Consider the following 14,473-nt stretch of genomic DNA (forward strand, 5'->3'; position numbering starts at 1 on the left):
AATGAGTGATGTCGGGCCGTGCCTCAGCCGCCCTTGACGGCGCCTGCGGTCAGCGCTGCGACGATCTGCCTTTGCGCGAACAGGGTCAGCACCAGCACCGGCAGCGTGACCACAAGTGCTGCGGCGGCGAGCGGACCCCAGCTCACCTGCTCGTACGAAAGCATGTTGTAGACGGCGACCGGCAGCGTGCGGGTCTCGCGGCTGGCGAGCACAATGCCGAAGACGAAATTGTTCCATGAGAAGATGATCGACAGGATGAAGGCGACGACAATGCCCGGCTTGGCGATGGGCAAGGCGACCAGCCGGAACACCTGCCAGGAACTGGCGCCATCGATGTTGGCCGCTTCTTCCAGCTCCATCGGCGTGGTCTCGAAATAGCCGATCATCACCCAGACCACGATCGGCACCGTCACCACCAGATGGATGATGATCTGCGGCCACAGCGTGCCGAGAATGCCGACCCACTGGAACAGCAGGAACAGCGGAATGAGATAGGAAAGCCCCGGCGTCATGCGGGCGATCATGATGACCACCGCCGAGCGCTCGGCCTTGAGTCGCGCGATGCCATAGCCCGCCGGCACGCCGATCAGCAGCGCCAGCAACGTTGCCGTGCCCGTCACCAGAACCGAATTCCAGAAATAGAGCAGGAAATTGTTCTCCTCGAATACCTTCACATAGTTCGACCAGGCGAGATGTTCCGGGATCAGGATCGGCGGGTATGCACCGTTGTCGATCTCGAATTTCAGCGACAGCGAGATCATCCAGAGGAAGAACAGGATCGCCGGCGAGACGAAGACCAGAGCCGCGAAGAACAGCCCGATTCGGTTGAGCAGCCGTGAACTCATCTATTTGCCCTCCACCCCGATCCAATGGGAGCGCTGGCGCAGCATCAGCAGGATGAAGGACAGCGCGACGATGACGATGAAGAACACCACGGCCATGGCCGAGCCATAGCCGATGTCGTAGTAGGAGAAGGCGGTGTTGTAGAGATAGATGTTGATGGTTTCCGAGGCCGTGCCCGGTCCGCCCTGGGTCATGGCGTAGATGATGTCAAAACTCTTCAACGCATCGATGGTGCGGATGATCATCGCGATCATCAGGAACGGCGCGATCATCGGCAAGGTGAGATAGCGGAATTGCTGCCAGGCGTTGGCGCCGTCGATCTCGGCGCTCTCGAAGGGCTCGCGCGGCACGGAGGCCAAGCCGCCCAGCACGATCAGCATCACCAGCGGCGTCCACTGCCAGGTCTCGACCGCAACCAGCGACGGGATGACTGTCCTGGCGTTAAAGATCCATTCCTGCGCCGGAATGCCGACCAGCGACAACAGATAGTTGAGCACGCCGAGCTGGGGATGGAACATCATCGTCCAGACCAGCGCCACGGCGACCGGGGTCGCCATCATCGGCATGACGAAGACGCCACGCAACAGCCCGCGCAGCGGAAATTTGGCGTCGAAGATCAGCGCGGCAAGAGTGCCGAGGAACATCGGCGCCGCGACCGAAAGCGCCGTGTAGGTCAGCGTATGGAAAAGCGATTCCCAGAAGCGTTGGTCGACTGCCAGCCGCAGGTAGTTTTCCATCCCGGCAAAGCTTCGCGCCTGGCCGAGGGTCCAGCGGTTGACGCTCATCCACAGTGTGAAGGCCCAAGGAAAGACGATCACGGCGCCGACGACGACGAGCGCCGGGACGACGAAAGGCCAGTAGTTGGGAGCCAGCCGGATGGTCTGGCTCCCTTCGATGGCTTGCGTCGTCACCCCGGTGCGTTCTGGGGTGATGGCGGACATCAGCCTTGCTCGCTCCGGTCGAGCACCGGCTGGAACTGCTCGGTGGCCTTCTTCAGTTCCTCCGCCGGATCGGCGCCGGCGATCAGATTGGTCAGCGCCACGCCATAGATGTCGCGGAACTCGGTGACCGGAATGATGACCGGCAGCGACAGCCGGCTGACATTGCCCGAGCCGACCACGGCATCGAGCCAACTCGCCGGCATGGTGACGCCTTCGCGCACCTTGGGATCTTCCAGCACCGACTTGCGGAACGGCACGCCGGCACCCGCCTGCAGCAGGCGCGCGCCCATGGCGGGCGAAATCGCCCACTGGCAGAAGAGGTAGGCGGCCTCCTTCTTCTCGCTGGTGGCCGTCACGCCGAGGCCGTCGCCAAAGGTGCCGGCGGCATGCGCCTTGGGCCCTTTGGGCATGACGCCGTAGCCAACCTTGCCGACCACTCGTGACTTTTCCGGATTTTCCATTGGCGGGGCAAAGCCGACGCCATCGAACCACATCCCGATCTTGCCTTGCAGGAAGGCGGACTGGGCTTCGGCCCAGTTGAATCCGGTGACGCCTGGAGGCGCCGACTTGGTCATCAGCCGCTGGTAGAGGCTGGCCGCCTCGACCGCCTCGGGCGAGGTCGTGCGCAGCTTGCCCTTGTCGTCGAGCGGCGTCATGTCGTAGCCTAGCATAAGCGACGTCCACACCGGCGTGTTGGCGTTCTTGAGGCCGCGGGCGACAAATCCATAGGTGTTGGTCGACGGGTCGGTCAGCGCTTCGGCGGCCACCACCAATTGCTCGAAGGTTTCAGGGTATTTGAGGCCCTTGGCCTCGAACAATTCCTTGTTCCAGTAGACGATCCAGTAGTCGACTGAGAACGGTAGCGAGCGCAGCACGCCCTGGCCGTCCTTGGCAAACAGCATGCCGGCATCGGCGAAATCGGTTTCCACCAGCGCAGGATCGGTCAGGGTCGAGTCAGCGAGATAGCATGATATGTCGGCCAGCCAGCCGCCCTTTTCGAACTGCCGCTTCTGCACGTGGTAGCTCAGATGCACGACATCGAAGCTCGGCTTGCCGGAGCTGAGTTCGATCACCGTCTTCTGGCGCTGCTGCTGTTCCGGCGTCGCTTCGGCATTGACCTTGATCCCGGTCAGTTCCTCGAACTCGGCGATGTATTTTATCAGCGTGTCGCTGCGCGGGCTTTTCACCAGATTGACGTCAAGCGTCGTTCCCGCAAAGCGCTTCCAGTCGACACCGGCGGCAAAGCTTGGGCGAACACCGGCAAAGCCGGCGGCGGCAAGGGCGGCGGTTCCCTGGAGGAGTTGCCTCCTGGTTGGGTTGAACAGATTGGACGACATTTTCTTCCTCCCGGTTGTTGTCGTTGTCGATTGCGCCGCAGCGACCGCGGCGCGGCTCATGCTTCCTCAGATTTGCAGCGCCAGCCGGCGCGCCTTATCGATATGCTGGCTAATGGCCTCGACCGCCTTGCCAGGGTCGCGGCTCTGCATCGCATCGATCACCGCCAGGTGCTCGCGCATGACCGGCACGACGCGCCCGTCGATACGGAACCGTTCCTGGTGGATCAGGCGGATCTTCACCGAATTGACCAGATAGGCCTTGGCGATGATCTCGTTGCCCAGCGCATCGATGAACGTGTCGTGCATGGCCCAGTCGATGGTCTGCGCCTTGGCCTCCATCTCCGGCGTCGGGGTCTGCTCCAGCGCCCGGGCAAGCATGTCCTCATGCTCGCGCCGCAAGCGGGCAAGCTCGGCGTCGGAGGCGCTGACCGTAAACAGCGCCACCGCTTCACGCTCCATGAACAGGCGGAACTGAAAGGCCTCGCGGATCAGCCTGATGTCTATATGGGCGATCTGCATGCCGCGCTGCGGAATGGTCGTCAGCAGTCCTTCCGCCTCGAGACGCGGCACGATCTCGCGAATGGCGCCGAGCGGCAGTCCGGTGAAGGCAACCAGCTCACGCTGCGACACGAACTGGCCTGGCTTGAAGTCGCGCGCCAGCAAATGCCGCGTGAAGCTGGCATAGGCCTTCTCCCTGAGGGTGGTCGGTTCGTTGCCGTCTTCCATATCGGCGCGCTTCTCTTTGCCGGTCAGGCCGGTTCCCTGGCAAACAAGCTGTCATAGGCTGCGGCAAGCTGCTGCTGCCCTTGCAACGCGATCGGCTCCAGCGGCGGACGGACCGCCAGCCAGCGCTCGTCGCCGGTCTTGCGCGCCACCATCACCTTTACCGCCGGGGTGACCGGATGTTTGAGCAATTCGAGCACAAAACTCTCGACGCGAGGATCGTCGCGCCCGTCCTCGGCCATGGCGCGGATTTCGCCCGGGACGAAATTGGCCATGCCCGAGATTGCGCCTTGAGCACCCATTCGCACCGCACGCGCCAGATGCCTTCATCGCCGATCAGGATCACCAGATCGCCATGGGCGGCAAGCAGCGCCTCGCTGTAGCTCCAATTTCCACCGGAATCCTTCACTCCGGCGACCACGTCGGGAAAAGCAGTGCGCAACCGGCCGATCAGGCCAAGCGAAAGCTGCACCATGGTAACCGAAGGGATGTTGTAGAGCAGCACGTCACGGGCGAGGGGGTCGAGCGCGGCAAAGACGGCGGAAAACCAGCCGAAAAGGCCGTCGTCGCCGACATTCTTGAAGTAGCTTGGCGGGGCCAGCAGAATGTTTCGGGCGCCGCGCTGCAAGGCATGCTGTGCCTGTTCGGCGGCGTCTTCGGCGGCGTCGACCAGCACGCCGGCAACGAGTTGATGCGGCAGGATTCCAGCAGCCAGCATGGCTTCGGTCACCGACCGCCGCTCCGTCGTGCCCACCGATGCGCCTTCCCCTGTGGTGCCGAAAAGCGTCACGCTGCCGCAACCCTGCGCCAGGCAACTTTCGGCCTGAGCGATCATGGGGGCGGTGGCGATCTGCCCGCGGGCATCGAAAGGCGTGGCGAGAGCGGCCGAAAGGCCAAAGCGTGATGTCACCGGAAGGTCTCCGAAGCGGGTATGGATGCTGTGCTAGCACACTAACATGTTAGTCGTAAATTGGGGCGGTGCGCTTTTTTAACAGCGGAGGGCCCCCACCTTTTTTATCGAGAGGTTCACGGGTTCAAGCCATGGCGGATCGAGACCATTGGCGAAACAGCAGGATGGCCCAGTGTTCGGGCGCGGAGCGGCAGCTCCAACCTTGTCCCCATCCCAGTCGATGGCTAAACTCAGCCTTTCCCAGGGGAGGGTTCTGACATGACACTTCAGCTTTCGGCGGATGCTGTCGCTCCTAAGGCGGCGGCGCCTCAAAAGTACCTCTTCGGCCCGGTCGCCGATTTCCTCATGCTGGGCGGCAGCGCCTTTCTCATCCTGCCGGTGCTGTTTCTCGTTCCGCTCGAATATGAAGGTCCGGTGGCCGCAACGATGGTCTTCGTGGCCTATCTCGTGAACTATCCCCACTTCGCCCACTCCTACCAGCTCTTCTACCGCAATTTCGGGCGCAAGGTGACGGGCGACGGCTACGACAGGAGCTTGCAGCTCCGCTACATCTTCGCGGGCATTGTCGTGCCCCTGGTCATGGCCGGGTTCTTTGCCTATGGGGCCGCGGCGGCGAACACGCGCCTGCTCGGCTATGCCACCAACGCCATGTTCTTTTTTGTCGGTTGGCACTACGTCAAGCAGGGCTACGGCATGCTGATGGTGGATGCGGTGCTGAAGCGCAAATTCTTCGACGACCGCGACAAGAAGGTGCTGCTGGTCAACTCCTATGCCGTGTGGATTCTGGCATGGCTGCAGACGAATACGGCGGTCACCCAGGGCAAATATTATGGCCTGGACTATTACACATTCGCGGCCCCTTCCTGGGTCACCAACATCGCCATGCTGGCGGCCGTTGCGTCGACGACGGCCACGCTCTTGATGCTGGTCAATCGTTGGCGGAAGAACGGCGGCGGCCTGCCCTATAACGGTTTGGTGGCCTATGTGGCGTCGCTCTATCTCTGGATCTTGATTGCGCGCGTAAACCCGCTTTGGCTGCTGATCGTGCCCGCGCTCCACTCGCTGCAGTATCTCGCCGTGGTCTGGCGCTACCAGACGAACGTCGAGCGAGACAGTTCCGATGCCGAAGGCGATCCGCAGCCGAAAATCCTGTCCTTTCTTGGCCCCCTCTACAGGTTTCGGCTCCTCGGCTTCATCGTCGGCGGCACGGCCCTTGGCTATCTCGGCTTCTGGCTGATCCCATCCGCGCTGACGGCTTTGATTCCCTATGACAGGCAAGTGCTGGGGTCATCGCTGTTCTTCTTCATCGTGCTCATCTTCATCAATGTGCACCATTATTTTCTGGACAATGTGATGTGGCGCCGTGGCAATCCGGAGGTATCGAAGTATCTGTTCCGCTGACTGATGCGCAGACTGTCGAGCCCGGTTTTCGTCAGCTGTCGAGTATGCCATTGCGAGCGTGATCGTCAGTGCAACGGAGAGCCCTGGAATGGCGGAGTGCTTTTCCGAGAGCCGCCTGGAAAAATACCCTGCGGTGGCATCTGTACCGGCGTTGGCGCCGCCGGCGTGCCATCGATCATGAAGATGGACATTGAGAGCAGCGAAGCCGAATGCCTCGAAGCATCCCGCGAAGCTGGGCTGCAAGATGCTATCGGCGCCATTCTGGTTGAAACGCACGACCGGGTGTCGCCAGACATAGCGCGTCGGGTGGAGCGCATTCGCCAGCGCATCGCGCAGGAAACATCCGAAACATCAAATGGATCTGACTGCGCGCCGTCGTTGCCCGGCAACCGACGGCCCCAGTTTGCTTGATCGGCTAACTTTAGGACAACCCGGCTAGGGAAAGCGCCTTGCGCCGGACCCGCTTTGCCAGCAGGCGCGCGAGTTCTGCCGTCGACTGGATTGGCGGCTCGACATAAACCGGGACCTCAACGGGGACCTCGACCACCACGGTCTCTCGTTCCGGCGTCGTTTGGTGCGGACGGAAACATTGCGTGGCGTTTTTGCCGCACGTGGATCGGGAAATGCTAGGCCGGCTTGCGCTATAGGACGTTTTCCGGCAATGGAAACGCAACATCGGGGCGTTAGCGTAGAAATGATTGATGGATTGCGTGTGGCGGTGATCATGCCCGCCTATAATGCGTCGGCTACACTGGAGAAGACCTACTTCGCCTTGCCGATGCAATTGATCGACGACGTTATTCTCACGGACGATCTCTCGAAGGACGATACTGTCGGCATTTCGCGACAGCTCGGCATTCACACAATCGAGCATTCGATCAACAAGGGCTACGGTGGCAATCAGAAGACTTGTTACGATGCGGCGCTGCAGCGCGATGCCGATATCGTCGTGATGCTTCATCCCGATTATCAATATTCGCCCAGGTTGGTGCCGGCCATTGCCTCGATGGTCGCCTCTGGCGAGTATGATTACGTCTTTGGTTCGCGCATCTTGGGCAAGGGTGCCCTGCGCGGCGGCATGCCGGTCTATAAATATATCGCCAATCGCTTTCTGACCCTGGTTCAAAACATTCTGATCGGTCAGAAAATGTCGGAGTTTCACACTGGCTTTCGGTGCTGGAGCCGGAAAGCGTTGACCGAGATTCCTTATCACCGGTGCTCGGACGACTTTGTGTTCGACAATGAGATGGTCTGCCAGGCCGTCTATCTCGGCCTGCGTGGTGGCGAGATGTCCTGTCCGACGAGATACTTCCCGGAGGCGTCGTCGATCAACTTTCGGCGTAGCGTCGTCTATGGCCTGGGTGTCTTGAAAACCGCGGCGAAGTTTCGCCTCAGCAAACTGGGCATTCGACAAGATCCGTTATTCGTCGGGAGCAATATCTGATGAGGCGCCGGACACGAATGGCCCTCGGTGTGGCGGGCCTTGCGATGGTTCTCGTCCCCGCGGCGCTGTCGGGCTATCTCGACGATATCTTGCGGATCGCCAAAGCGAGCGTTCAGCAGACAGGGTTGTTTGGTTTCGTTGCGCTGGTCGTGATGCAGTTTCTAGTGGCCGCCACCGGCATATTGCCGGCGTCCCTGCTCGGCATCGCAGGCGGAGCGGTTTACGGATTCGCCGGTGGCTCGGCAATGGCGCTCGTCGGGACTTTGGCCGGCGGCATCGTCGGCTACTACATAGGCCGAAAGGGTCTCCAAAACGTTCCTTTTACCAACACGAAAATTGTTGGCGGCCTCGACAAGGTCAAACAGTTCCTTGCCGCTGACGGCTGGCGATCGGTTTTTCTGATCCGCCTGTCACCGGTCGTTCCCTTTGCCGCCACAAGCATTGCGCTGGGCGCGAGTGGAATTCGCCTCGCCGACTACGTGATAGGAACCGCAGCGTCGCTTCCCGCCCTTTTTGGTTATGTCTATGTCGGTTCATTGCTCGGCAATGCGGCGTCTCTCGAATCGCCTGAGTTTCACCAGGTCTTTTTGCTGATGCTGGCGGGAGGTGTTATTGCTGGCGCGACTTTGGTCGGCAGGTTCGTCATGTACCATCACAATTCCGAAACAACCTGATGTGCTTGTTAGCAGTGGTATTCTCCACAGTCCGGTAGCTGTACTCCGCCTGCTCCGGGGTAATTTACAAGCGTTTGCGACGGTGACGTGAGATGGGTCGTTGCCTGCGAGGACCAACTGGTGTGGGACGGTGTGAAGAACAAGCCGTCGACCATGGCGTTGTAGTCTCGATTTGCGAGGACCGCGCATAGGCAAATAGCAACCGCCGCGACCCTTGTAACCAACCTCCACGAAGACGCCCAAATCGCCAGAACGATTAGAAGTGTTGCGACTGGCGCGAAGTAATACCTGAAGCCAGATCCTGATTGGAGCAGTGACTCGGCACCTCCGACGGCGAGAATCGCAGTAGCCGAAAATTGCAGCGCAACGATCGGGACGAGCAGCAGGATGGGCTGGCGGCGGGCGAGGAAAACTGCAGCTCCAAGCACGCCAAGGAACACGATGGCAGCTGCTATCAGTTCAAGCGTACCCGGTGTCAAGTTGCTGAAAAACAAGGCCGGCCAAAGGATCGCACCACCCACCTTGAGCAGGAACAGGTCTGGCAAGCTTGCAAAACCGAGGAACGTGAACGGCCGTACGGCCAAGCCGGTATTCGTTGCCGGCAACAGTGCGCAGCCGATCTGCGTCGCCAATCCAGGAATAGACCAAACCAGAGGTCGGACAAGATAAGGCTGCCGTAGCACAAAGCCGGCAGCCGCCCATATGATCAGCGCGAAAGCTGCGGGGGTTCCTGTGAACGGCAGCACTAGAAGAAGACCGATATGAACGCGATTGAGCGGCTGTTTGAACGCCAACGACCCAAAAACAAGCGCGGCATAAACAGGTCCCCAGCCTTTGATGTGCAGTGCCGTTCCGAATGTTTCCGATGCGGTGACGCAATAGAGCGCGGTCGCAACCGCCAACAGGATTCCGGTTCGCCACGATATCGATTGCGTTGTGCCGGCGACAACAAATGGAAACAGCAAAGCCACCAGAAGACCGGAGCCGGTGTCAACGACCGGCCACCACTGAAGTCCGGCCGACACCGCAACGGCTGAAGATAGGTTTGCCGCTAGATCGTAGTAATTGCTTGCCGGGTTGAACAGAGCGGCTAACGGACCGTTCGCATAGGCATAGCCGAAGTACAGAGGGCCAATTTCAGCCCAAACCCTGTAGAAGGTAAGCAACGCCGGGGCTCTTGCCGCGACCAGGATCGCAAACAGTATCCCTGCGACGATGGTACACTCGGTCTTGCCCCTGGGGGATAACGAATCGTCTGCCCGGACATAAAGGAAGCTCAACCCTGCAAAGGCGAGAAACTCAACCAAAGTAAATGCATTGAACGGTGTCGACATCTGCCCCCCGGCTGGATGGCGTGGCGCCCCACGCGGTCTGGGGCGGTGATACAGACGGGATGGCGAAGAGTAAATGGCTACTTTTGCTACCCGCTCAGCGGCGCTCCAGACAGCCCGAAACGAATTCTGCGGAGCTAGATCAAGTCCAGGATGTTCGGGTCGCCGCGCTCTGCCCGGAAGCGGTCTGCCCGTTCGAGGTTTGATGCATCCCTTTGCAGCTCAACGGTCACGTTGCCGGGGTCCAGCCTGGAGGGCGGCTTCAGGCCCATCAGCTCGGCGACCTGACTGACGGCGTGGCGAGGGTCCTCGATCATTGTCTCGTATTCGAACCGCAAGGGCTCGATACCGGTGCGCGCAAAGAACATCTCCCAGCGGGCTCGTTCACGAGCAAGGGCGTTGAGCTGGCTCTGGATCAGTCCAGCGTCGAAGACCGGCTTCTGGGCCATCGGTTGGCTCGATCGGTATTGTCCCGTCTGCAGCGCGCGTGCCCAGGAAATCGCTTGGCCAAGCAAGTCGCGTCTGGTGAGCAGCACGAAGCGAAGATTGGGAAGGGCATCGACCCAGTTCACCTCGCCCGAAATCCAGTCGTGCTGGTGGGCAAATAACTTCAAGCCGTAGATGCCGTTGGGAGTGGCGCCCATGGTAAGGATCTTCCAGACCTGGCCGGCGATATCCTTGGGGTAGTCCGGGTCATCGAAATAGCGCCGCCCGCCCCAATTGAAATATTCCAGCGGATGTCCGAGCAGGCCCGTGCCGCTCAGATGCTGGCACAGGAAATTGCTGCCGGATCGTGGCGAGGTGCAGATGCTGTAGCCACTCAATTTATCGCGGTCCAAGCCGTCGAGCCCTGTCAATGTCCGACCCCTTTACGCGCCCGAAGGAGAAGCTTTCTGATGAACAGGGGGATCATACCGTTGTACAGCCGCTTTATCTCGTCCACAAAATTTGAAAGGTTCGAAAGCTGTTCCTCCACCCGGCTCAGCACAGCCGGGTTGTCGCCCAGCGCGGCGGCGCGCGAGACAGCCTCGTCCAGAACAAGCTGCTGGGTTCTGGCGATCTGTTCGCCAAGCTTCTCCAAAACTCGCGAGTTTGCGTGGGACTGAGCCAGAAGCGTCGCCAATTCGGGCGCATCCGGCCAGCCGTGCAATTCTTTCACGATGTGAAACCATCTTCGGCGTGGATGCGAGACCCCGATCTCTTCGATCCACACGGCGGTCGCAAGCGCGCGCTCATCGGGATTCAGCCCCCTGTCGGATCGCAGCACCTGATCATAGATGCGCACATGTTCCTCGACAAAATACGCGTCGCCGGCCGCCTTCCGAAAATAGGTGGACACCGCCGCGGCATCGTTCGCATCGAAACCGGATATCGCGCCCAGAAGATTTTCGACCGTGGTCGGCTTGGTCAAAAGCCCAACGCCCAGATTGAAGCGACGCCATGCCTCCATGTTTGCGCTGCTGAGCAATCCCGCAAAACCGCGCGCGTCGCAAACCACGACGGAACAGCCGACCGCAGCTGCCTCGATGGCCATCCGGGCGGTTGCGAACACGATGTCGTAACCAAGCAGATCCTGTTCCAGCTGCTGCGAAAACCGCCCGGTGGCTGGACCTAGCTCATCCAGCTGGATGCCACTTCTCGCACAGGCCTCACGAACCGCCGCCTGGTGCTCGAAATTCTTGGTCAGCAGCAGGCCTCGCGCGGGTCTGGCGGGGAGCGGTGGGCGCTGTTTGAAGCGATTGAGATCGACCGCGTTGTAGACAAGGCTCATCTGGTCGGCCGGTATGCCCCTCGACAGGCATTTGGCTCGGCACGCCTCGTCGACCGCAATCCAATGGCGTATCTGGGGATGCAGCATCGGCGCTTCGACTTCAAAGAAGGCGCTGTGACAGGAAAATACCGCTGGCACGTCGGGAAACCTGGCGAGCGCAGTCAGGCAGGGCGTCAGATGCTGGGCGTGAATGACATCGGGCCTTTCGACGATCTCGGCAATCCGATCGACGACATGATGCCCGCGCCGACGCATTCTATCGGCCATGTCGCCCAGAGTGGGAGCCAGCAGCATGGTCTGATGGCCGGCGCCGCGAAGCCCGTCGGCCAACAGTTCGACGACCGCTTCCGATCCGCTGTTTCGCGACAGGGAGAGATTGGTGATAAGAATTCGCAACGGGCGATTCCTTGCTTGCGCACTACATCTGATATGAGAGAAAGGCGCATGAGTTTCTGGCAGCGTCTTAAGTTGAAGCCGCTGACCAAACAAGCTTCGTCAGCATTGTCGCGGCCAAGGTTTGCGCCTGAATTTGTCCCCAGGCCATTCGGCTCGATCGGACCAGAAACTGGATTGGAGCCATTGTTGCCTGAAAAGTCAGGAGAAAAACTGGAAAACGTGCTGATTCTCGCTCACCCCGGGCACGAACTCAGGATCCACCATTGGCTCGAGATCGCCAAACCAAGGGTCTATCTTCTGACCGACGGATCAGGCGGCAAGGAAACATCGCGAACCCGCTATTCGCGCGATCTGGTCGAAGCTGCGGGCGCGACACGCGGCGCGGTGTTTGGGGAAATTCCGGATGGCGCCTGGTACGAAGCGCTGCTGGCCGGGAACCATGATTTCCTGATCGACATGTTTTCGAGAGTGCGCGCCGATCTAACGACCGCAAAGAGTGTCCAGATCGTATCGGATGCGGTCGACGGCTATAATCCCATACATGATCTTGCCTTTGCGTTTGGCCAGGCCCTCTGCCGAGGACTGCGAAAGACGGCACAGGTCGGCAAACAGCTTTGTTCCGCTGCGGTTCCAAATGTGGCGGGACGTGTCGAATCGGCAATTCAGCTTTCCCCGGCCGCGCGGGCGCGGAAGATAGCGGCTGTTGAAAACTATAGTCCCCTCGCCGATGAAGCGCGTCGGATACTCGAGAGGGATCCGCAATGCTTCGACAGGGAAAATCTGATGTCCCAGGATTTTGACTGGAATTCCTCCTGGACACCGGAGTGGGAGCGCATTGGTAAACAGCGCGTTGCCGATGGCCGCTACCGCCAATGCATTACATACAGGGATAATGTCCAGCCCGCCGCGCGGCGCCTCATGTCTGAAAGTGCTGCGGTATTTGCGGCCGCAAACTAAGTCTCAGGCTTTCACGAAACCAGTGAGACATTGCCGCCGGCATGGCGCTCGATGCGGCCGGCAAGGTCGAGTTCCAGCAGCACCATGGAGACTTGCGCGGCGTTGAGGCCGGTGTGGCGGATGATCTCGTCCACGCCCACCGGCGTTGGGCCCAGCATCTCGAGCACGCCGCTGCGTTCGTCCTCACCGGGCGGGGGTGTTGCCGAAAAATCGGGTGCCTTTTCTGGCGGCGCAATGCTTCGCGTTCGCGTGCCGGCCAAGGGTGCAATCGCACCGGAAACATCGGCCGCCTCGGTGACCAGGGTGGCGCCGTCCTTGAGCAGCCCGTTGGAGCCGGCGCAGCGCGGATCGAGCGGCGAACCCGGCACGGCAAAGACCAGCCGGCCCATCTCGCCGGCCAGGCGCGCGCTGATCAGCGAGCCGGAGCGTTGCGCCGCTTCGATCACCACCAGTCCGAGGGCGGCGCCCGCGACAAGCCGGTTGCGGCGCGGAAAATCCTGCGCCCGCGGCTGCCAGCCGAACGGCATTTCCGAAATGACGGCGCCGCCACGCTCGGCAATGTCTTCGCACAAGCTGATATTTTCGGGCGGGTAGGGGACATCGAGCCCACCGGCCAGCACGCCGACTGTGCCAGTGGAAAGACTGCCTTGGTGTGCGGCCGTGTCGATGCCGCGCGCCAGGCCGGAAACGATGACGTAGCCGTCGCGGCCAAGATCCGCCGCCAGCATGCGCGCCATCTTGATGCCGGCGAGCGACGCGTTGCGGGCGCCGACGATGGCCACCGCCGGCAGGCGAAAGACGGCTGCCTCGCCCTTCACGGCAATCAGTGGCGGCGGATTGTCCATGTTTTTCAGCATCGGCGGGTAGTCGGCCTCGCCGATGCCGACGAAGCGGGCGCCGTTTTCACTGGCTGCGTCGAGTTCCGCTTCGGCTTCCTCCACGGAAGGAATGCGCATGATCCTTTTGGCTCCGCCCGAAATCATCAGCTCGGGCAGCATCTCCAACGCCGCCTCCGCCGAACCAAAGCGGTTGATCAATTCGCGAAACGAGGCCGGGCCGACATTTTGTGTGCGGATCAGCCGCAGCCAGCTCAGCCGCTGCCGGTCGCTGAGGCGCGGCCCGGCGGCGGGCTTGCTCAACCCTTGGCTCCGATCTTGCCTTCGGTGCCGGCAAGAAGGCGCGAAATGTTGGCGCGATGTTTGAAGATGACGATCAGGCTCATCACCAGGAACAGCCCGGCGGTCTCAGGTGTGCTCCAGAAATAAAGCGCGATCGGCACGATGACCGCCGCCGTCAGCGCTGCCAGCGAGGAATAGCGAAACAGAAAAGCCATCGCCAGCCAGACGACGATAAAGATCAGCGCCACATGCCAGCCGAGCGCGATCAGCACGCCGAGATAGGTCGCCACGCCCTTGCCGCCCTTGAAACCGAGCCAGACCGGAAACAGATGGCCAAGGAAGGCGCCAAGGCCCCCCCAGAGTCCAAGGCCGGCCCACAGTCCGTAGTCGTGTCCAAAATGGCGCGCGATCATCACCGCCGCCGTACCCTTCAACGCGTCGAGCACCAGCGTCGCGGCGGCGAGGCCCTTGTTGCCGGTGCGCAGAACGTTGGTAGCGCCGATATTGCCGGAGCCGATTTTGCGCACATCGCCGAGGCCGGCCGCGCGGGTGATCAAGAGGCCGAAGGGAATCGAGCCGAGGAGATAGCCGAACAGCAATGTCAGGATAACGTTATAACTCATTGTT

Annotated in this window: 14 protein-coding genes and 1 pseudogene; 5 read left to right on the forward strand and 10 right to left on the reverse strand. The window is 60.9% G+C overall.

Translation table 11 applies throughout. The features are described from left to right. Positions 1–23: 23 nt before the first annotated feature. From NKI46_RS24225 to NKI46_RS24245, 5 genes and pseudogenes are all read right to left on the reverse strand, one after another. Positions 24–845, reverse strand: coding sequence for a carbohydrate ABC transporter permease (locus NKI46_RS24225; RefSeq protein WP_352459355.1), 822 nt, complete (start codon positions 843–845; stop codon positions 24–26). Beyond that, a complete protein-coding gene (locus NKI46_RS24230) occupies positions 846–1,784 on the reverse strand; it encodes a carbohydrate ABC transporter permease (protein ID WP_023742463.1) in 939 nt (312 codons plus the stop codon). Next, complete coding sequence (locus NKI46_RS24235) at positions 1,784–3,121, reverse strand: ABC transporter substrate-binding protein (protein WP_352459353.1); 1,338 nt, start codon at positions 3,119–3,121, stop codon at positions 1,784–1,786. The genes NKI46_RS24230 and NKI46_RS24235 overlap by 1 nt, the downstream gene beginning before the upstream one ends. A 66-nt stretch (positions 3,122–3,187) precedes the next feature. After that, positions 3,188–3,847, reverse strand: coding sequence for a GntR family transcriptional regulator (locus NKI46_RS24240; protein ID WP_352459352.1), 660 nt, complete (start codon positions 3,845–3,847; stop codon positions 3,188–3,190). Positions 3,848–3,870: 23 nt separating this feature from the next. Next, positions 3,871–4,754: pseudogene (locus NKI46_RS24245) on the reverse strand (dihydrodipicolinate synthase family protein). A 258-nt stretch (positions 4,755–5,012) separates the two neighbouring features. On the opposite strand from NKI46_RS24245, the gene NKI46_RS24250 reads away from it, so the two are divergent. From NKI46_RS24250 to NKI46_RS24265, 4 genes are all read left to right on the forward strand, one after another. After that, the gene (locus tag NKI46_RS24250) at positions 5,013–6,155 is read left to right on the forward strand and encodes a hypothetical protein (protein WP_352748219.1); all 1,143 of its coding nucleotides are present in this window, start codon (positions 5,013–5,015) and stop codon (positions 6,153–6,155) included. Between the two features lie 177 nt (positions 6,156–6,332). Beyond that, on the forward strand, positions 6,333–6,566 hold the full coding sequence (locus NKI46_RS24255; protein WP_352459350.1) for a hypothetical protein: 234 nt from the start codon (positions 6,333–6,335) through the stop codon (positions 6,564–6,566). Between the two features lie 250 nt (positions 6,567–6,816). After that, the gene (locus NKI46_RS24260; RefSeq protein ID WP_196813777.1) at positions 6,817–7,599 is read left to right on the forward strand and encodes a glycosyltransferase family 2 protein; all 783 of its coding nucleotides are present in this window, start codon (positions 6,817–6,819) and stop codon (positions 7,597–7,599) included. A gap of 17 nt (positions 7,600–7,616) precedes the next feature. Next, positions 7,617–8,273, forward strand: a complete 657-nt coding sequence (locus NKI46_RS24265; protein WP_352459349.1) for a TVP38/TMEM64 family protein — start codon at positions 7,617–7,619, stop codon at positions 8,271–8,273. Positions 8,274–8,281: 8 nt separating this feature from the next. On the opposite strand, the gene NKI46_RS24270 is transcribed toward NKI46_RS24265, so the two are convergent. The 3 genes from NKI46_RS24270 to NKI46_RS24280 all read right to left on the reverse strand — a co-directional run bounded on the left by NKI46_RS24270 (position 8,282) and on the right by NKI46_RS24280 (position 11,771). Continuing rightward, complete coding sequence (locus NKI46_RS24270) at positions 8,282–9,607, reverse strand: hypothetical protein (protein ID WP_023688605.1); 1,326 nt, start codon at positions 9,605–9,607, stop codon at positions 8,282–8,284. Between the two features lie 134 nt (positions 9,608–9,741). Further along, positions 9,742–10,461: a Stf0 family sulfotransferase gene (locus tag NKI46_RS24275; RefSeq protein ID WP_352459348.1), complete on the reverse strand. Its 720-nt coding sequence runs from the start codon at positions 10,459–10,461 to the stop codon at positions 9,742–9,744. Next, entirely contained in the window at positions 10,458–11,771 is a 1,314-nt protein-coding gene (locus NKI46_RS24280; protein WP_352459347.1) for a glycosyltransferase, read from the reverse strand. The genes NKI46_RS24275 and NKI46_RS24280 overlap by 4 nt, the downstream gene beginning before the upstream one ends. A gap of 48 nt (positions 11,772–11,819) precedes the next feature. Here NKI46_RS24280 and NKI46_RS24285 point away from each other — a divergent pair, with 48 nt between their 5' ends. After that, positions 11,820–12,728, forward strand: coding sequence for a hypothetical protein (locus tag NKI46_RS24285; RefSeq protein ID WP_352459346.1), 909 nt, complete (start codon positions 11,820–11,822; stop codon positions 12,726–12,728). 11 nt (positions 12,729–12,739) lie between these two features. On the opposite strand, the gene dprA is transcribed toward NKI46_RS24285, so the two are convergent. Then, the gene (gene dprA / locus NKI46_RS24290) at positions 12,740–13,867 is read right to left on the reverse strand and encodes a DNA-processing protein DprA (protein ID WP_352459345.1); all 1,128 of its coding nucleotides are present in this window, start codon (positions 13,865–13,867) and stop codon (positions 12,740–12,742) included. Then, positions 13,864–14,469 (reverse strand): glycerol-3-phosphate 1-O-acyltransferase PlsY, encoded by a 606-nt coding sequence (gene plsY / locus NKI46_RS24295; RefSeq protein WP_352748225.1) that lies wholly within the window; start codon positions 14,467–14,469, stop codon positions 13,864–13,866. Before plsY ends, dprA begins: the two co-directional genes overlap by 4 nt. Between the last annotated feature and the right edge of the window lie 4 nt (positions 14,470–14,473).

The sequence above is a fragment of the Mesorhizobium sp. M0615 genome, assembly GCF_040320805.1.
GTDB lineage: Bacteria > Pseudomonadota > Alphaproteobacteria > Rhizobiales > Rhizobiaceae > Mesorhizobium.